This is a genomic window from Flavobacterium procerum, from assembly GCF_042431625.1.
In the GTDB taxonomy this organism is placed as follows: domain Bacteria; phylum Bacteroidota; class Bacteroidia; order Flavobacteriales; family Flavobacteriaceae; genus Flavobacterium; species Flavobacterium procerum.
On record NZ_JBHLYW010000029.1, the window covers coordinates 33,652 to 50,976 of the forward strand.

The 17,325-nt window shown below is 33.0% G+C and carries 19 protein-coding genes; 8 read left to right on the plus strand and 11 right to left on the minus strand.

Features of this window, described 5'->3' with window-relative positions:
- The first annotated feature begins 10 nt into the window (after positions 1 to 10).
- The 7 genes from ACFFLS_RS22805 (at position 11) to ACFFLS_RS22835 (ending at position 5,891) form a co-directional block, all read left to right on the plus strand.
- Positions 11 to 1,174 carry a sigma-54-dependent transcriptional regulator gene (locus tag ACFFLS_RS22805; RefSeq protein ID WP_379683105.1) on the plus strand — a complete coding sequence of 388 codons (1,164 nt, stop codon included), beginning with the start codon at positions 11 to 13 and terminating at the stop codon, positions 1,172 to 1,174.
- A gap of 44 nt (positions 1,175 to 1,218) precedes the next feature.
- Entirely contained in the window at positions 1,219 to 1,884 is a 666-nt protein-coding gene (locus ACFFLS_RS22810) for a DEAD/DEAH box helicase (protein ID WP_379683104.1), read from the plus strand.
- Between the two features lie 23 nt (positions 1,885 to 1,907).
- Positions 1,908 to 3,344 carry a ligand-binding sensor domain-containing protein gene (locus ACFFLS_RS22815; protein ID WP_379683103.1) on the plus strand — a complete coding sequence of 479 codons (1,437 nt, stop codon included), beginning with the start codon at positions 1,908 to 1,910 and terminating at the stop codon, positions 3,342 to 3,344.
- A gap of 67 nt (positions 3,345 to 3,411) precedes the next feature.
- On the plus strand, positions 3,412 to 4,233 hold the full coding sequence (locus ACFFLS_RS22820; protein ID WP_379683102.1) for an alpha/beta hydrolase: 822 nt from the start codon (positions 3,412 to 3,414) through the stop codon (positions 4,231 to 4,233).
- An 11-nt stretch (positions 4,234 to 4,244) separates the two neighbouring features.
- A complete protein-coding gene (locus tag ACFFLS_RS22825; protein WP_379683101.1) occupies positions 4,245 to 4,463 on the plus strand; it encodes a putative signal transducing protein in 219 nt (72 codons plus the stop codon).
- An 87-nt stretch (positions 4,464 to 4,550) separates the two neighbouring features.
- The gene (locus ACFFLS_RS22830; RefSeq protein ID WP_379683100.1) at positions 4,551 to 5,354 is read left to right on the plus strand and encodes a Cof-type HAD-IIB family hydrolase; all 804 of its coding nucleotides are present in this window, start codon (positions 4,551 to 4,553) and stop codon (positions 5,352 to 5,354) included.
- 6 nt (positions 5,355 to 5,360) lie between these two features.
- Positions 5,361 to 5,891: a GNAT family N-acetyltransferase gene (locus ACFFLS_RS22835; protein WP_379683099.1), complete on the plus strand. Its 531-nt coding sequence runs from the start codon at positions 5,361 to 5,363 to the stop codon at positions 5,889 to 5,891.
- 71 nt (positions 5,892 to 5,962) lie between these two features.
- On the opposite strand, the gene ACFFLS_RS22840 is transcribed toward ACFFLS_RS22835, so the two are convergent.
- The gene (locus ACFFLS_RS22840; protein ID WP_379683098.1) at positions 5,963 to 6,481 is read right to left on the minus strand and encodes a hypothetical protein; all 519 of its coding nucleotides are present in this window, start codon (positions 6,479 to 6,481) and stop codon (positions 5,963 to 5,965) included.
- 480 nt (positions 6,482 to 6,961) lie between these two features.
- Between ACFFLS_RS22840 and mtaB the strand changes: the two genes are divergently transcribed.
- Positions 6,962 to 8,296 (plus strand): tRNA (N(6)-L-threonylcarbamoyladenosine(37)-C(2))-methylthiotransferase MtaB, encoded by a 1,335-nt coding sequence (gene mtaB / locus ACFFLS_RS22845; protein WP_379683097.1) that lies wholly within the window; start codon positions 6,962 to 6,964, stop codon positions 8,294 to 8,296.
- A gap of 129 nt (positions 8,297 to 8,425) precedes the next feature.
- On the opposite strand, the gene ACFFLS_RS22850 is transcribed toward mtaB, so the two are convergent.
- From ACFFLS_RS22850 to ACFFLS_RS22895, 10 genes are all read right to left on the minus strand, one after another.
- Entirely contained in the window at positions 8,426 to 9,055 is a 630-nt protein-coding gene (locus ACFFLS_RS22850) for a hypothetical protein (RefSeq protein ID WP_379683096.1), read from the minus strand.
- Positions 9,045 to 9,557 (minus strand): hypothetical protein, encoded by a 513-nt coding sequence (locus tag ACFFLS_RS22855; RefSeq protein WP_379683095.1) that lies wholly within the window; start codon positions 9,555 to 9,557, stop codon positions 9,045 to 9,047. Before ACFFLS_RS22855 ends, ACFFLS_RS22850 begins: the two co-directional genes overlap by 11 nt.
- A 97-nt stretch (positions 9,558 to 9,654) precedes the next feature.
- Positions 9,655 to 10,371: a 3-ketoacyl-ACP reductase gene (locus tag ACFFLS_RS22860; protein ID WP_379683094.1), complete on the minus strand. Its 717-nt coding sequence runs from the start codon at positions 10,369 to 10,371 to the stop codon at positions 9,655 to 9,657.
- 115 nt (positions 10,372 to 10,486) lie between these two features.
- Complete coding sequence (locus ACFFLS_RS22865) at positions 10,487 to 11,074, minus strand: LURP-one-related/scramblase family protein (RefSeq protein ID WP_379683093.1); 588 nt, start codon at positions 11,072 to 11,074, stop codon at positions 10,487 to 10,489.
- Positions 11,075 to 11,113: 39 nt separating this feature from the next.
- A complete protein-coding gene (locus ACFFLS_RS22870; protein WP_379683092.1) occupies positions 11,114 to 11,824 on the minus strand; it encodes an SIMPL domain-containing protein in 711 nt (236 codons plus the stop codon).
- A 40-nt stretch (positions 11,825 to 11,864) separates the two neighbouring features.
- The gene (locus ACFFLS_RS22875) at positions 11,865 to 13,994 is read right to left on the minus strand and encodes a vWA domain-containing protein (protein WP_379683091.1); all 2,130 of its coding nucleotides are present in this window, start codon (positions 13,992 to 13,994) and stop codon (positions 11,865 to 11,867) included.
- Positions 13,995 to 14,065: 71 nt separating this feature from the next.
- Positions 14,066 to 15,001 carry a hypothetical protein gene (locus tag ACFFLS_RS22880; RefSeq protein ID WP_379683090.1) on the minus strand — a complete coding sequence of 312 codons (936 nt, stop codon included), beginning with the start codon at positions 14,999 to 15,001 and terminating at the stop codon, positions 14,066 to 14,068.
- Between the two features lie 2 nt (positions 15,002 to 15,003).
- On the minus strand, positions 15,004 to 15,504 hold the full coding sequence (locus ACFFLS_RS22885) for an RNA polymerase sigma factor (RefSeq protein WP_379683089.1): 501 nt from the start codon (positions 15,502 to 15,504) through the stop codon (positions 15,004 to 15,006).
- Between the two features lie 153 nt (positions 15,505 to 15,657).
- Positions 15,658 to 16,335 (minus strand): CPBP family intramembrane glutamic endopeptidase, encoded by a 678-nt coding sequence (locus ACFFLS_RS22890; protein WP_379683088.1) that lies wholly within the window; start codon positions 16,333 to 16,335, stop codon positions 15,658 to 15,660.
- A gap of 137 nt (positions 16,336 to 16,472) precedes the next feature.
- Positions 16,473 to 17,309: a DUF6929 family protein gene (locus ACFFLS_RS22895; protein ID WP_379683087.1), complete on the minus strand. Its 837-nt coding sequence runs from the start codon at positions 17,307 to 17,309 to the stop codon at positions 16,473 to 16,475.
- Positions 17,310 to 17,325: the final 16 nt, after the last annotated feature.

A 17,325-nucleotide genomic window follows, 5' to 3' on the forward strand; every position in this document is an offset into this window, starting at 1 on the left:
TTAAAAAGAAATGAGTAAAATACTAATTGTAGAAGACGAAGCAGCAATCAGAAGAGTTTTGGTAAAAATTTTATCTGAAGAAAATGATTCGTATCAGGTAGATGAAGCGGAAGATGGAGTGAGCGGACTTGAAAAAATAAAAAACAACGATTACGATTTGGTTTTGTGCGATATCAAAATGCCAAAAATGGACGGAGTTGAGGTTTTGGAAGAAGTTAAAAAAATAAAGCCCGAAATTCCGATGGTTATGATTTCTGGGCATGGAGATATGGAAACGGCTATTCATACCATGCGTTTGGGGGCTTTCGATTATATCTCAAAACCACCAGATTTAAATCGATTGTTAAATACGGTTCGAAATGCTTTAGATAAAAAACAATTAGTTGTTGAAAATAAAATTCTAAAGAAAAAAGTCAGTAAAAACTACGAAATGATTGGCGAGAGCGAATCAATCAATCATATCAAAATGATGATTGATAAAGTTGCTCAAACAGAAGCGAGAGTTTTAATTACTGGACCAAACGGAACTGGAAAAGAATTGGTAGCACATCAACTACATGAAAAAAGCGAAAGAGCAAATTTTCCTTTAATTGAAGTAAACTGTGCTGCGATTCCAAGTGAATTGATCGAAAGCGAATTATTCGGACATGTAAAAGGAGCTTTTACATCGGCAGTAAAAGATCGAGCTGGTAAGTTTGAAGCAGCAGATAAAGGAACTATTTTCTTGGACGAAATTGGAGACATGAGTCTTTCGGCTCAAGCCAAAGTGTTACGTGCGCTGCAAGAAAGCATGATTACAAGAGTTGGTGCAGATAAAGATATAAAAGTTGATGTTCGCGTAGTAGCGGCTACCAATAAAGATTTAAAAACAGAAATTGCCGAAGGCCGTTTCCGAGAAGATTTGTATCACAGGTTGGCAGTTATTTTGATAAAAGTACCGCCATTAAACGAAAGACGTGACGATATTCCGGCTTTAATAACACATTTTGCAGAGAAAATTGCTTCAGAGCAAGGAAATGCTGTTAAGGCTTTTTCGACTTCAGCCATAAAATTATTACAGGAATACGACTGGACAGGGAATATTCGTGAACTTCGAAATGTGGTCGAAAGACTTATTATTTTGGGAGGAAGCGAAATTTCTGAAACTGATGTAAAACTGTTCGCAAGCAAATAATGATTTAGAATCTAAATTCTAAAATCAAAAATCTAAAATTGAGGATGAAACTAAAAAAAATAAACGAGAAATTACAAGACGGCTTAATTGAAAATGGGCTTACAGAAGCAAATGCCTTACAGTTGGAAACTTTTTCGACTATAAAAAGTGGTGCCGACTGCGTAATTATTTCGCCTAGTGGGAGTGGGAAAACAACGACTATTGTATTGAATGTTATTCAGCAATTGGCAGGAAAAAATGAAGAATCGCCAAGAGCTTTAATTGTTGTTGAAGACAAAGAAAAAGTTTTGGCAATGGAAGCTCTTTTTGAGAAATATGGAAAATACACCAATCTCGAAGTGTATGGCGTACACGACAAAGGAGATATGGATTACGATAAAAATTATGTTTCAACTGGAATTGATGTTTTAATCGGAACACCGACGAAACTGAATGACATGTTCAGTACAGCGGGTTATAATGTTAATCGTTTAAAAATGTTTATTTTGGATGATTCAGACTCAATTCTGAAATTACGTCATGAGCCTAAAATTATGCGAATTTCAAACAGTATTGCCAAAACACAGCGTATTATTTTTGCTGAAAGTCTTACAGAGCGCATTGAAATTCTTGCCGACAAAATGCTAGTAGAGCCTTATTTATTTGATATGGATGAAGAAGGTGAGGACGAGCTTGACGAAGAGGAGAATGATATCGAGGAAGAGGAATAAAAAACGAATCCATATTTAGAGCAATGAGAAAAATACTTTTGGTCGCTTTGGCCATTTTTTTTAGCGGTGCAATGCATTCTCAAAATCTGTATCCTGAGAAATATGATGGCTGTCATTTGTCAAATTTTTGTGTTGATTGTGGTGATACTAAAGCAAATCCGCCCAAAAGTCTTTTAGATGAATTAAAAGAAAATTTTGACAAGAAAAAATTAAGCGAATTAAAAGGTACGATCGAAGTACAGTTTTTAATTGATGAAAATGGTAAATCCTGTTTGTTGAGTTCGATAAATAAAACGAATATTTCATCAAAAAAATTAAATCTTCCAAAAGTATTTAATAATGTATCTGTCTGGACACCTGCTATTTCTAAAAACAAGCCACAAAATAGTTCGGTGTGCTTTATTTTTGAATTTGAAGGAGAAGATTTTTCTATGAGAAGAAGAATATTTGATTTCAAAAATCAAAAAAACATGAAATCTATTGGGACGCCAGCAATAAAAGGAAGTGATAAAAATGAACTTTCAAAGAACTGGATTGTTTTTACGCAACAAAATTCTGAATTGCCTTGGGACATGACAAGGGCAGTTGCTAACGATTTGGATAACAATATCTGGATCGGAACAGATAATGGAATAGTAAAAATTCAGAATAATAAATGGCATCATTTTAATTCAAAAAACACAATTATTTCTCCGACTCCTTATGACAAAAACAAAACGCAGTCTGTCAGGGATATGGAAGTAGATAAAAACAATAATAAATGGTTTTTGATAGGCTGGGATGCTTATAAATATGATAATGAAAACTGGACGAAATATGATTCGATAAATTCTCCTATTAGTTGGGCAAGACAATTATTTGTTGATCACTCAAATAATGTTTGGTTTACTTCGTGGAAAGGAGTTGCAAAATTTGATGGAAAAAGTTGGACAAAAATTGACAAACAAAATTCGAATCTTCCGAGCGATAAAATTTCTGGAGTGTATGTTGATAGAAAGGATAAAATTTGGATCGGAACTTTGGAAGGAAATGTTGTAATTGAGAATGGAAGCACCAAATTGTTAGACGAAAAGAATTCTCCGTTGTCAAAGGCATTTATATCAAAAATGTATGAAGACAAAAAAGGGAACTTATGGTTTTATCTAGAAAAAGAGAAATCTAGTGACGCAGGAATTTATAAGTTAGATGTTTTTGGAAAATGGACCAGAATTAGTCATTCTGATTCCAAAATGTTTAGCGAAAATACTGTGAATGATTTTTATTTAGATGAAGACAATGATTCTTTGTGGTTGACTATCAATGCAGTTGGTGTTTTGAAATACGATTTGAATACAAAAAAATGGGAAGTTTATACTAATGAAAATTCTAATCTGCCAAGTATTCATGCGACTAGAATAACAAAGGATAAAGATGGTGCAGTCTGGATAGCGACTTATGCTGGAGTAATAAAAACGGAATAAATTATAATCGTATTCTTGTTTAGACTAGAAAAAAAACAAAGGCTTTGAAAAGAAACAAAAGTAGAATATGGAGATTTTAAAAACGTTTAAATTTTTAGTTATAGTGCTTTTGTGCTTTTTCGTGATTATTTATCTTTTAATTATTTCTTATGTTTATTTTAATCAAGTCGGTTTGGTTTTTCATAATTCAAAACTGCCAAGAAATTATAAATTTGATTATCAGCAGCCATTTGAAGAAATGAATATTCCATCATTTGACGGAACCATTCTGAATGGATTGTTGTTTAAAGCTGAAAAATCAAAAGGGCTTGTTTTTTACCTTCATGGAAATGCAGGAACACTCGAAACTTGGGGCAGTATTGCGAAAAACTACACCGATTTAGGATATGATATTTTCATTTTAGATTACAGAAGTTTTGGAAAAAGTGAAGGCGAAATCGAAGATGAAGAACAGCTAAGTAAGGATATTGAGATTGTATATAAAAAAGTAATGGAGAAATATCCTGAGAATAAAATTATAATTGCGGGATATTCAATTGGTTCCGGTTTTGCGGCCAAATTGGCTTCAGAAAATGATCCGAAAACTTTGATTCTTCAAGCTCCATATTATAATTTTCTAGAATTATCGAGTTCTAGAGTACCATTTTTTCCTGACTTTATGAAGAAGTTTAGTTTAGAGACCAACCTAAATCTTCCTAAAGTAAAAAGTCCAATTTATATTTTTCATGGAACTAAGGATCAGTTAATTCCAATTGAGAATTCGGTAAGATTAAAGGAATTATTAAAATCTAATGAAAACGCCTATTTCTATCCGCTGAAAAATCAAGAACATATTGGCGTAAATGAAAATGAAGATTTTCAAGAACAATTAAAAAGAATATTAGAATAAAATAGAATATTATGGGATTAATGAAAGTATTTTCGGGAAGTGAAGTATTAGCCATTGCTATACAGGAAAGATTAGAGAAGGCTGGTGTAGAAACGGTTAAGAAAGACAATATTCAATCGGCTCGTTTAGGAGGTTTTGGTGGAACAGATTTGGCTGTTGAAGTTTTTATTCAGGAAACTGATTTTGCAAAAGCAAATGCTGTTATTGAAGAGTTTAGAATGAGTCTTTAAATAGTTTTAAGCATTTAGTCACAAGTTTCATGCTGTATGCAAACTGCGCCTAAATGCTAGATACTGATTACTGTGAACTAAAAAAATATGCAATACAAAATGATTGTGCTCGACATGGATGATACCTTGTTGACAGATGACCACAAAATTTCTGATTTAAATAAAAAAGTATTATTAGAAGCTCAAGAAAAAGGCGTTTACGTTGTTTTAGCTTCAGGTCGTCCGACTTCGGCAATGACGGCTTATGCAAAAGAATTGGAATTAGACAAAAACGACTCTTATATTATTTCGTTTAACGGAGCTGTTATCAGCCGTGCAAAAGACGATTTGGTTTTGTTTGAACAAAAGCTTACAGTTGAGCAAATTCATGCGTTATACGACTACAGTGTTAAAATGAAAACGGATATTATAACCTATTTAGATGATGAAATTATCAGTCAGACCGATTCTGAATATATAGAAGTTGAAAAAGAAATCACTGGAATGGTGCATCATAAAGTTTCAGACTTTAAAAGTTATGTAGACAGGCCAGCAGTAAAATGTATTTTGCTGGAAAAACCAGAATATCTTAAAACAGTTGAAAGTGATTTGTTAGCAGCAATGCCTCATTTGAGTATTTCAATGTCAAAACCATTTTTCTTAGAAGCGGCTCAGCAAGGAATTGATAAAGCTGCAAGCTTGAAATTTTTGGCAGATAAATTAGGGATTCATCAAAGTGAAATTATTGCTGTTGGAAATGCAGGAAATGATTTAACAATGATTGAGTATGCGGGTTTAGGCGTTTGGGTAGATAATGTGACACCTGAATTGCGTGATAAAGCAGATTTAATCGTATCTTCAAATAATGATGATGGCGTTGCAGAAGTTGTTCAAAAATATATTTTAAACTAAAGAAAGATGAGAAATCCAATTGAAACAGAACGTTTGCTTTTACGAGAATTAGAGTTTTCTGATGCAGATGGCATGTTCGAATTGGATTCGAATCCGAATGTGCATCTTTTTCTTGGAAACAATCCTGTAAAGAATATTCAAGAAAGTGTTGATATGATTGAGAATATTCAAAAGCAATATGTTGATTTTGGAACTGGCCGATGGGCTGTTGTTCTAAAAGAAACAAACGAGTTTATTGGCTGGTCGGGAATAAAATATATTACCTACGAAATCAATAACCATAAAGAGTTTTACGAATTAGGATATCGTTTTATCGAAAAACATTGGGGAAAAGGATATGCTTTAGAAGCAGGAAAGGCGTTTGTAGAGCATGCTTTTAATGAATTAAAAGCAAAAACTTTATATGCATACGCAGATGCAGGAAATGAGAAATCAAGAAAAATTCTTGAGAAACTTGGATTTCGCTTTGTAAATTCTTTCGAATATGATGAAGAATTAGAAGTCTGGTACGAACTCAAAAGACCAGAAAATGACTAAGAAATGTTTTCCAAATCTTTACATACTTAATAAGTCAGTAAAGATTTGGAAACAAGTCAGAGTAAATGATATTATTTTTTAGCTACAGAAACAAAATATTTATTTCCGTCACCCATTGTTAATTTTACGCGTTCGTCGCAAAGATCGATAGCAAAAGCTGCGCTTTCGTAACAGCTACAAGTTGTATTTTTGTCTTTAGACATTTCAGTTTTACAATTGTTGTTTTTGAAAGTTGCCAACTGAGGAGTGTACAAGCTTACAAGGTCTGTAGAAGCTGTTACTAATGAAATGATACTTGCCGAATTGTTGTTCATAATTCTGTACACAATTCTATCCGTATAATTTACTTCATTAACAGTTACTTTACGAATGTAGGTGTATGCAGTAGATTCTGCACCTGGTTCTTTTACTTCAAATTTAAATCTAACAGCACGAATTGCAACGTCAAATTGCTGCTGTGAGTTTAAACTTGCCCAAGTAGTTAATGTACTGATAGAGGGAAATGGGTTTGTAGCTGGAACATTAGTTTGCGCTTGCGCACTAAAATAGGTTAAGAACATCAAGCAGATCGTGGGTAAAAATGCTTTCATAAAGTGGTATTGTATTATAATTGTTGCCTACTCTCTTTGGTTTTCGGCTTTCCCATTTCATTTTGTAACACAAAACAACAACATAACGATTAAAATTCAAAATTGTTATGTCGGAATTATCATTTAATTAATCAACTTACTGAAATTTTAATCTTCGGATTTATCTGTATCTAAAAATTATTTAAAAGTAAATGTAAGATTTTTTGAATTTAAATCGAATAAAAATGTATTTAATCGATTAAATTTGCTGTTAATCGATTATTTTGTCATTTTATTCTTATCGAATTCTTGAAATCCTTTTAAGAAAATAATTTAGTTCTGAATTTGTTCCTAAAAATACACTCTTTTTTTGATTCCTTAAAATCTTTATTGATCAAATTATTGATCAGAAGTCAATTATTGACTTTCTTTTGATGAATATTGTTTGTAAATTTGCAGCCTTAAATTTTTTGACAACGATTTCATCAATTTAAGAGAATTATGGAAAATAGAAAAAAAGTTGCCTTTTATACGCTGGGCTGTAAGCTGAATTTTTCAGAAACATCTACAATCGCCCGAAGCTTTAACGACGAAGGTTTTGACCGCGTCGATTTTGAAGATGTTGCAGATATCTATGTGATAAACACCTGCTCTGTAACAGAAAATGCCGATAAACAGTTTAAACAAGTTGTAAAAAAAGCAATGAAGCTGAATGATAAAGCTTTTGTTGCCGCTGTTGGCTGTTATGCGCAGCTTAAACCCGAAGAATTGGCCTCTGTTGATGGTGTAGATTTGGTTTTGGGAGCTACAGAAAAATTTAAAATCACAGATTATATAAATGATTTGAGCAAAAACGATATGGGTGAAGTACACTCATGCGAGATTGCCGAAGCTGACTTTTATGTCGGCAGTTATTCTATCGGTGATCGTACGCGTGCTTTCTTAAAAGTACAAGACGGTTGCGATTACAAATGTACTTACTGTACCATTCCGCTTGCACGTGGAATTTCGCGAAGTGATGCTCTTGAGAATGTGCTGAAAAATGCCAAAGAAATCTCTGCGCAGAATATTCGCGAAATTGTTCTTACTGGTGTTAATATCGGTGATTACGGAAAAGGGGAGTTCGGAAACAAAAAACACGAACATACTTTCTTGGATTTGGTTCAGGCTCTTGATAAAGTTGAAGGAATCGAGCGTTTAAGAATTTCGTCAATCGAACCGAATTTGCTGAAAAACGAAACAATAGAGTTTGTTTCTAAAAGCCGCACTTTTGTACCGCATTTTCATATTCCGCTACAGTCGGGAAGCAACGATATTTTGAAATTAATGAAACGCCGTTATCTTCGTGAAGTTTATACCGATCGTGTAAGCAAAATTAGAGAAGTAATGCCTCATGCTTGTATTGGTGTTGATGTTATTGTCGGTTTTCCCGGAGAAACAGATGAGCACTTTTTAGAAACGTATCATTTTTTAAATGATTTGGATATTTCTTACCTGCATGTTTTTACTTATTCAGAAAGAGACAATACGGAAGCTGTTGGCATGGAAGGAGTTGTTCCTTCAAATGTAAGAGCAAAACGCAGTAAAATGCTTCGTGGTTTATCAGTTAAAAAACGCCGTGCTTTCTACGAAAGTCAATTGGGAACCAACAGAACGGTTTTGTTTGAAGCAGAAAACAAAGAAGGTTACATTCACGGATTTACAGAAAACTATGTAAAGGTAAAAACACCATGGAATCCAGAATTGGTGAATACTTTGCAGGAAATCAATTTGACTAAAATCGACGAAGACGGAAGTGTTCGTATGGAGTTTTTGAATAAGCTTGCAGAAGTTTAAAAAAGATATTTAAGAGACTTTGTTACAGTTTAAAATTTGGACAGAGTTAATAGCATAAGAAAGCCCTTTTAAGCAAGGGCTTTTTTTGTCACTATTTCTCAATTGTCCTTTTGTTTCTTGATTATAGGATTATTTTAAATTAATTTTTTTCTTGACTAATTTTAAACTTTCATCGTTAATATCGGTTTCTAATTTATAAACAATATTATTTTCTATAAAAATTCTGTTTTGCAAGTCTTCAAATGAAAAACCATCACAACCTGTTGGAATTAAAAAAGGCTCTATAACTTGTTTCCAATCTGAGTTTTGTAAAGAGTAAGTTGTCAGAGAATAAGTGCATCCATTCATTGGCGCCTGAAAAACTGAAAATTCATCTTTTCCATCTTGGTTTAAATCCCCTTCATTAATCAGCTGAACTTCGCAGCAACCAATAATGATTGATTTTAACGATGCATCACTAAAAGAAATCGTATATTCGTCAGGAGTTCCATCTTCTATTGGGTTTCCTGTCCCTTCTTTTGTTTTTGTAACAAAAGCAAATTCATTTTTACCATTACCATCAAAATCACCTTCAATTCTTTCGCCAACCAAAAGATTGCTTGTTTGTTTTGGTTGCGTAAGCGAAATTTGGGTTTCTATAATAGCGGAATCCTTTTTTAAAATCTCTGGATTATCTTCGGTTTTACTTTTTTTGGAGCAGGAAACCAAAAGCAACAATGCTGATAAAATAACAGGTTTGAGCATGTTTTTATTTTTCATTTTCAGGAATAACCAGTTTCAAAGAATTAATATAGTCAGTATCAAACTCAATTACTCTAATTTTTTCAGGATTAAAACCTAATTCTCCTCCAAAATTACCTCTAGTTTCAAGGAAATCTATGAGAAGTTCATCTTCACTTAGCGAAATCAATCTTCCTAAATAAACTGCTTTGGAAGATTTTTTAGCAAGCTGAAAAATATCGTACTTGCGATCGAGAAATTGTAGAATTGAGCTCAAATCCTGAATTGGGATAATATCTTCGGAGTTTATGTTTATGCCTTTTAAACGAATAACTTTTTCGGTAAAAATGTGCCCTTCGTCTCGGTGGATTGCTTCAATATTTTTATTTCTTAGAATAACAAAACCATCCAAAATATAATCTACAGGATTGTTTCGAAGTAAAATCCAGTCATCAGAATAATCAATTAGAAATCCTGTATAAGTTTGTTTTTTGTCCTGAAATTCTATTTCAATTAATTGTCTTAAATATTGTTCCATCATAATATGTATTAAAATTCAATACCAAAATTCCAAATTCCAAATTCCAACTGTCCAATAAATTGGAATTTGGAATTTAAAAAAATTGGAATTTAATTTTTTAAGGATTAGTAGACCAAATACTGCTATTTTTAACGAACACTCTTCGGTTCAGTTTTAGCTGAGAAACAATTAATTCTGCCATATCTTCAGCCTGCATTACTTTGTCTGGGTTTCCGTCTGTCAGGTTTAGGTCTTTTGCCATGTCAGTTGCAACCGTGCTAGGAGTCAAGGCTGAAACACGAATATTGTGTTTTCTCATTTCTTGCATCAAAGAATCTGTTAATCCTAAAACAGCAAATTTTGAAGCGCTGTACGCACTTGTAAGCGCATTTCCGTTTAATCCAGCAGTAGACGAAATATTGATAATATCTCCAGTTTGTCTTTCAATCATGTTTGGGATAACAGCGCGTGTTGTATAATACGTTCCCATTAAGTTCACCTGAATAATTCTTTCCCAAGCTTCTGGTTCCAATTCAAGGAATTTTCCAAAAGAAGCAATTCCGGCACTGTTGATTAGAATGTCAATGCTTTTAAATTCGGCTAAAGCTTTTTCGACTGCTTTGTTTATAGAATTAATATCAGAAACATCCGCCGCAAGAGCAAGTGCTTTTACGCCAAGATTCGATGCTTCGTCAGCCAGTTGCTCAATATCAGTTTGGGTTCTTGAAACCAAGATTAAGTTTACGCCTTCTTTTGCCAATGCAATTGCCACAGCTTTACCAATTCCTTTACCAGCACCTGTAATCAGTGCGTTTTTATTTTTTAAGTTTGTCATGATTGTAGTTTTTAGAAATGCAGAAAGCATCATTTTGAGTTGTGCAAAAATAAGCTTTTACAGACAAAAATGATGCTTTCAAATATTTTCTTAATCTAAGTTTAACAACTTTTCGTTATTCTTTCAGAACCATGTCAATACACATGACAGCTCCTAAAATTAATTGTCTCAACGGACTATCAGCAGGTACATTTTCTTCGATTTGCAATACATAATTGTCGGCACTCGTAAAAAACTCTTTTCCTAATCCCGCCCATTTTTTACTTACCTGTGCTAATTGTTTGTTCTCATGGGAGAATTTAAATTCCCAACCTGTCCACTTTCCTTGTAAAGTAGCAACAGGTCTTTCATTTTTATCCAAGATTTCGAATTTTCCTCCGATAGAAAAGAATTTTTGTTTGAAAGTTCCAACCAAACGATCTTTTTCGTCCAAAACTTCAACTGTTGAACGAAATATGGCAACGCCTCTTCTTACAGAAATTAATTTTTCGCCCGAAGCAGTTGTAATTTCAACATTAAATGGAGTAGCTCTTTTATATTCTGTGAAACGGAACATTTTGGTAAAAAATCCCAAATTGTTTTCACGACAATTCATGATAATTTGATTGGTCTGTGGATCGTAAATGTCGTAGTTATTTGCCGCTTTAAACATTCCGATGTGTTCTTTTACTAAAAATAGATTTTGGCTTAAAATGGGATTCATGAATTTTGCGTGTAATTAATTTATATGAATTTATTAAAATTATTCTATAAGAAATCGGACTTGTACTGAACTGGATATTTTAATTTTTTCAAATTCTATAGCAGGTTCACTGGGCGTACTTTCGCTTTCATATCTTTTTATACCATAACCAGTATTTACAACAATACCAGCAGCTCTGCCATATAGTTGTTGTGAAATATCTTCAAAATTGCTGATCTGAATAGAACTGCCAACTTTTTGATTCAAGGGCTTTGTGAAACTTTCGGCAGTTTGTTTCGCATTCAATATTGCTTTGCCATTTATTAAAAGTCTTATTTTTTTCTCTTCAGTATGTTCGATTTTTTCAATTCGAACATTTGAAATTCCAATTTTTTCTAATCCAATAAAAACTTTTGAGGCAGACACTGCATCTTTTACTAAAATAGAATATGATCTAGATTTGAAAATGTCATTTTGTTTTAAAAGATAGTATTTATAATTACTGGACATATCACTAAAACTAAGATCTTTTTTTGTGTCAATTCCGATTTCTGTTAATTTCGAAATCATTTCTTTTTCCAAATCTTCAACTGATTTTTTCCCTTTTGAATCTTTTTCATTCAATAATACATTAATCCAAATTTTATTCGGCACTACTAATGTATCGGCTTGACCTGAAACTTCAATAAAAGGTTTGTCAATAGAATTTTTCGTTTGAGAAAAAGAATTTATGGCTGCGAATGCTAATAACGCTAAAAGTAGATGTTTCATTGTTTTAAAAAAATGGTTTTCAAATGTAATAAAATTTGGATTAATTATACTGCTTAGTAGTTTTAACTAAACGAATAAACTCGGCTTTGTAACCTTCATCATCATTTGAATTTCCTTGTTTAGCCAGTTTTACAATTCCTTCAGAAGATTTGTCAGCAATTAATTTTGAATCTCTTAATTTCAATCCGAACCACGCTACGGCAGTACTAAATTTCATGTCATCACTCGCCTTATTCAAAGCAATTGATTTGTTTTCAATTACCTGAACCATTTCGATGCTTTTCTCGCCATCAGGTTTTTTATAACGGAATTTTATGGTTGCCAATTCATTATTGTAATTGTTTGAATTGGTTTCTGTTTTCGTGTATTTTAAATCATCTGTCTGTGCTGTTAAATAATCACTTTTTACGCCAGCTGGAATAATTTCATACAAAGCCGTTACAGTATGATTACTTCCTAATTCTCCAGCATCAATAGCATCATTTTTGAAATCTTCCGGGCGAAGTTTTCTATTTTCGTAACCAATCAAACGATACGCCTGGACTTGTTTCGGATTAAACTCAATCTGAATTTTTACATCTTTCGCGATAGCAAACATTGACCCTTTAAATTCTTTTCCTAAAAAACGATTGGCTTCCTGAATATTATCGATATAAGCGTAGTTTCCGTTTCCTTTATCAGCAAGGATTTCCATTTTGCTGTCTTTGTAATTCCCCATTCCATAACCTAAACAAGTTAGGAAAACACCCGTTTTTCTTTTTTCTTCAATTAATTTTTCCATATCTGAGTTGGAAGAACTTCCTACGTTAAAATCTCCGTCAGTTGCTAGAATTACACGATTGTTGCCACCTTTAATGAAATTTTCCGTTGCTGTTTTGTAAGCCAGTTCAATTCCTGCACCTCCTGCCGTGCTTCCTCCAGATTCTAATTTGTCTAAAGCGTCAATGATTGTTTTCTTTTCTTTTCCAGAAGTTGGAGGTAAAACCATTCCTGCTGCGCCAGCATAAACTACAATTGCCACTTTGTCTTTTGGACGTAATTCGTTTACCAATATTTTAAAAGACTGTTTCAGTAATGGCAGTTTGTTTAAATCACTCATTGAACCCGAAACATCAATCAGAAAAACAAGATTTGAAGCTGGTAAATCATCAGTAGGAATGTTTTTTCCTTGTAAACCAATTTTTAGTATTTTATTGTTTGAATTCCAAGGAGAATCGCTCACTTCTGTATTAATTGAAAATGGATGTTCATTTTTAGGCTGCGGATAAGTGTATTTGAAAAAATTAACCATTTCTTCTACACGAACGGCATCTTTTGGAACTTGCTGGCCATTATTTAAAAAGCGTCTGATATTTGTATATGAAGCATTATCAACATCGATAGAAAAAGTAGAAAGTGGTGCTGTTTTTGGACTTTCAAAAGCATTTTCTACAAAAGTATCATAATCTTCCTGAGTTGGTTCAGCTGGAATTGGTAGAATATTTAATTTTTGATCTAATTCCTTTTCTGAAAGATTTTTATAAAGGTTGCTTTTAGTAGAAATAACAACAACTCCATTTGAGGCTTTGCTTCCATAAATCGAAGTTGCCGACTGATCTTTTAAAACCGAAACATTATCAATATCATTCGGATTAATTTTTGCCATTTGATTCGCTTTTGCAGGAACGCCATCAATGATATACATAGGTTCATTTTTTTGAGATAGAGAAGAAGATTCTCTTGGCATTTTAAAACTATAATCTAGACTAGCAAGATAGCCAACACTATTTTGAACTTGTACACCAGAAGCCGTACTTCGAACCATTGCTACCGAACCGGTTATCATTTGTTTTTTAGTAGTATGATAACCTGTAACAACGACTTCACTAAGTTGATTAGAATAGCCTTTTAATACAATATCAATAACGTTTGAATTTTGTACAATAACTGTTTCACTCTTCATTCCAACATAGGAAAAAACAAGAGCATCTCCTTTTTGAGTCTTAATTTTATACTTTCCGTCAAAATCAGTTTGGGTGCCTGTTTTGGTGCCTTTAATTGCTATCTGAACATCAGGAAGCGGTGAATTAGATTCATCTGTAACAGTTCCAGTAATTGTTCTTTCTTGTGCCATGGTTACGAAACATATAAGCATAGCAATAGCTGATGAAATAAGTTTTAGACTTTTCATGATAATAATTTTTAAGAATTAATATTCGGATTTTGCTTTGTCAAAGCTGCAAACTTTGACAAAGCAGAGTATTATTTTTTCAGAGTTGGTTTCCCTGTTTTTGTAGTAATGATTACAACTCCTTTTTTACCTTTTTCGCCATATTTCTCGGTAGCTTCAAGGTCTTGCAAAATAGTGATTGTTTTAATTTCCTGCTGATTCAAAGGTGCATATGGACTGGTAGGATTATCACCAAACAAATCATTTTCAGAATAATATATCCCGTCGATTATGTATAGAGGCTCATCAAGAATTACAAGGGATTCGACATTTTCTGGGTTCAGATTCGGAATTTCTTGTTGCATCATTTTGTCTCTTTTTGCTTCATTGCTGTGCGCCATTGCGGTTCCATTTAAAATAACTAGCGGACTACTTTTTGTAGCTTTCGCTGAAGATTTTTCAGCATAAGCAACTTTTGCAGAGCGATAATCTTGAGCGGCATTGTCTTTAGACGAGCTGTTTTTATCGTTTTCGTCTTCAAAATAACCTTTTGCATTAGAATGCGTAATGATGCTGTCTGCCACTATAATAGGGTCAGGAGGAGAGAGAACCATATCTGCAGCTGGAGCATTTTCTTCAACTGCAAAGCCACCATTGCTTAATGTTCCTTGCTTAATAATTTTATCGGCTTCTTGATTAGAAACAATTCCGGTGTTAGAAGGCTGTGTTTCTTTTGTTTGCTCAAAAGCAGGTTTCTTATTTTTTTCTTTTTGGTCGAAAACTACTTTTTCTGTTTCAGAATTTGTGTTTTTATCAGAGTTTAAAAATTGAAATCCGATAGAAATCAAAAGAAGAAAGGAGGCGGCAATGGCAATTTTCTTCCATAGCGAAATCGCTTTTTTATCTTCTTTTTTGTCTAGTTTTTCCTCAACACGCGACCAGACTTTTTCCATTGCCTCAAAGTCTTTAAATTCGGCATTTTTTGAAGCCTCTTTTATTTTTTCGAATAATTTATCTTGATTGTCCATGACTACTTTGCTTTTTGATAATACAATTTGTTCACCAATTCTTTCAGTTTGGTTTTGGCAGCGTTCAATTGTGACTTTGAGGTGCCTTCCGAGATTTTCAGCATTTCGGCTATTTCTTTATGTCCAAAACCTTCTATCACAAAAAGATTGAAAACAGTTTTACAGCCGTCGGGAATGTGGTTTAATAAATTGAGTAAATCCTCCTCTTCTAAAGTATTGATTTCGTCTGTAAAAGGCTGTGAAAGCACTTTTACATCGTCGAGATACATATTAAAATTGGTATTTTTTCGAATAGAAGCCAAACAGTGATTTACCGTAATTTTTCTGGCCCATGCTTCAAAAGCTTTATCTTCTTTTAGTTGGTCCAGTTTTGTAAAAATGGTAAAAAAGGCGTCGGCTAGCGCTTCTTCAATTTCTTCTTCTTTTTTTAGGTATCGTTTGCAAACGCGATACAATTTCGGAGCCATATGCTCATAAACCTGACGCTGCGCCTCACGGTTCATCTTTTTGCAGTTAGAAATTATAGTTTCGTTTATCACAATTTTGGTCTTTATTTATAAAGAGAACTAAAAAGATAAAAAGGTTGGGAGGAAGTATAAAAATAATTTAAAAAAGTTTTGCAAAATCTTTTGTAGTGCTTATTTGGAATCTGGTTTTTATGTTTTTGCAGTCAACAGTAATAAATCCCATAAAAAATGGCAAATAATAAGGATTTTGATGTTTCTATATTTTTGGTACTGAACTGCAAATACAAGTCCGATAACTGTTGGGCCAATAATATTTAAAAGCGTTCCGTAACCAATATGAAGAAACCCAAACAAAATACTAGAAAGTACAATCGCCATATTTTTGCTTTTCAAAACAGATTCTAGTCTTGGCAACAAATAACCTCTAAAAATTAACTCTTCTGTAATTCCTGCGGTTACGCAAGTAAAGAAAAGCAAAAAGTAACTTTTTTTAAAAAGCACCAAAGCTTTATTTAACGCAGCGCTTTCTCCTGTTATTTTCAATAAAACGATAAGAAGAGAAGTGATATAAACAGCTATAAATAATTTTAAGAAAGTAATGAATACTGCTTTTAGGTAAGCTGAAATAGAATATTTAGTTTCTGCCCAAATTAAAAAAGGTTGTCTCTCAATTTTTATGGAATATAAAAATAGTAACAATAGCGAAATCCAAAGTGCAAATCTCGAAATGTAGAATTGAGTTTCATTGTCAATACCAAGCTTTTTGATTAGTATCGAAAAAGCCATTGCCAAGAATGGCAGAAGAATTGAAAGTATTATGCCAATAATTAAAACTGGTTTTTTGGTGGCGTTTGTATTGTATAGCATTTAGTTGGGTAGGTTTTGGCAGATTTCCTTTTCGTTTAGAAGACGCAATACGTCTCTACAATAAATCTTTGTGAATCTTTGTGTCATAATTTTACAGCAAAGATTCACAAAGAAAAAACTCAAAGCTTCTCAAAGTTTTATTTAATTGGCAACGTCAATTTATAAATCTTCGTTTCCAAAACTTCGGTATCATTATCCTCGCAAAGTAAAAACTCGATTTTGTTGTTTTCTTTTTTATAAAAAGTCAAACCTTCGAATTTATTAGTTGAAGTGATTTTTTGTGTGAAATCAATTTTCATGGTTTTAACATCGATTCTTCCGATGAAACTGCCTAAAATTTCACCATCGTCGTAAGTTGATTTTGTGTCTTCGGCAGTCGAAAGAAAATAAATTTTATCTTCGACTAAAATAGCATCAGTAAAACTAGAACGAACACCTTTTATTTTTGGCAGTTTGTAATTCACCGAAATCAAAGCAAATTCTTCACCTAGATTTTTGGCATGAATAGTAAAAATGGTATTTTTATTAGAAACGCCATTTCCTCGATTGAACAAATACCAGTTTTCGCCCTCAAAAATGGCGCCTTCCAAATTGAAATCTTCTGGTTTTATTTCTCCAAAACTCTGCATCAAAGCATACAAATCGACAAGATTGTTCTTTTGTAAAACCGTTTTGTTTTTAAGGTCAAACGCAATCATTTTATTTCGGTTTTCTGTTGAGCCGGATCCAAAAACATAAAGCGTATCGTTATGTGCAGTCATGGATTCAAAATCGGGTTTTAGGTTTTTCGGAATATTTTGTGTTGGATTATCAATTAAAGCATGTTGATTTAATTGTTGATTCTGCATATTGTATTCGTACAAAAAACCGCTGTTGTCGCCAATTACGTAAAGAGCATCGTTGTTGTAAAATAATCCTGATGCCGAACCGATTCCGATGATTTGAAATAATATTTCTAAAGTGAATTTTTCCATGAAATGTTGTTTTTAT

Coding starts and splice junctions, on each gene's coding strand:
- ACFFLS_RS22805 (WP_379683105.1), top strand. CDS start 11: ATGAGTAAAATACTAATTGTAGAAGACGAAGCAGCAATCAGAAGAGTT.
- ACFFLS_RS22810 (WP_379683104.1), top strand. CDS start 1,219: ATGAAACTAAAAAAAATAAACGAGAAATTACAAGACGGCTTAATTGAA.
- ACFFLS_RS22815 (WP_379683103.1), top strand. CDS start 1,908: ATGAGAAAAATACTTTTGGTCGCTTTGGCCATTTTTTTTAGCGGTGCA.
- ACFFLS_RS22820 (WP_379683102.1), top strand. CDS start 3,412: ATGGAGATTTTAAAAACGTTTAAATTTTTAGTTATAGTGCTTTTGTGC.
- ACFFLS_RS22825 (WP_379683101.1), top strand. CDS start 4,245: ATGGGATTAATGAAAGTATTTTCGGGAAGTGAAGTATTAGCCATTGCT.
- ACFFLS_RS22830 (WP_379683100.1), top strand. CDS start 4,551: ATGCAATACAAAATGATTGTGCTCGACATGGATGATACCTTGTTGACA.
- ACFFLS_RS22835 (WP_379683099.1), top strand. CDS start 5,361: ATGAGAAATCCAATTGAAACAGAACGTTTGCTTTTACGAGAATTAGAG.
- ACFFLS_RS22840 (WP_379683098.1), bottom strand. CDS start 6,481: ATGAAAGCATTTTTACCCACGATCTGCTTGATGTTCTTAACCTATTTT.
- mtaB (WP_379683097.1), top strand. CDS start 6,962: ATGGAAAATAGAAAAAAAGTTGCCTTTTATACGCTGGGCTGTAAGCTG.
- ACFFLS_RS22850 (WP_379683096.1), bottom strand. CDS start 9,055: ATGAAAAATAAAAACATGCTCAAACCTGTTATTTTATCAGCATTGTTG.
- ACFFLS_RS22855 (WP_379683095.1), bottom strand. CDS start 9,557: ATGATGGAACAATATTTAAGACAATTAATTGAAATAGAATTTCAGGAC.
- ACFFLS_RS22860 (WP_379683094.1), bottom strand. CDS start 10,371: ATGACAAACTTAAAAAATAAAAACGCACTGATTACAGGTGCTGGTAAA.
- ACFFLS_RS22865 (WP_379683093.1), bottom strand. CDS start 11,074: ATGAATCCCATTTTAAGCCAAAATCTATTTTTAGTAAAAGAACACATC.
- ACFFLS_RS22870 (WP_379683092.1), bottom strand. CDS start 11,824: ATGAAACATCTACTTTTAGCGTTATTAGCATTCGCAGCCATAAATTCT.
- ACFFLS_RS22875 (WP_379683091.1), bottom strand. CDS start 13,994: ATGAAAAGTCTAAAACTTATTTCATCAGCTATTGCTATGCTTATATGT.
- ACFFLS_RS22880 (WP_379683090.1), bottom strand. CDS start 15,001: ATGGACAATCAAGATAAATTATTCGAAAAAATAAAAGAGGCTTCAAAA.
- ACFFLS_RS22885 (WP_379683089.1), bottom strand. CDS start 15,504: ATGAACCGTGAGGCGCAGCGTCAGGTTTATGAGCATATGGCTCCGAAA.
- ACFFLS_RS22890 (WP_379683088.1), bottom strand. CDS start 16,335: ATGCTATACAATACAAACGCCACCAAAAAACCAGTTTTAATTATTGGC.
- ACFFLS_RS22895 (WP_379683087.1), bottom strand. CDS start 17,309: ATGGAAAAATTCACTTTAGAAATATTATTTCAAATCATCGGAATCGGT.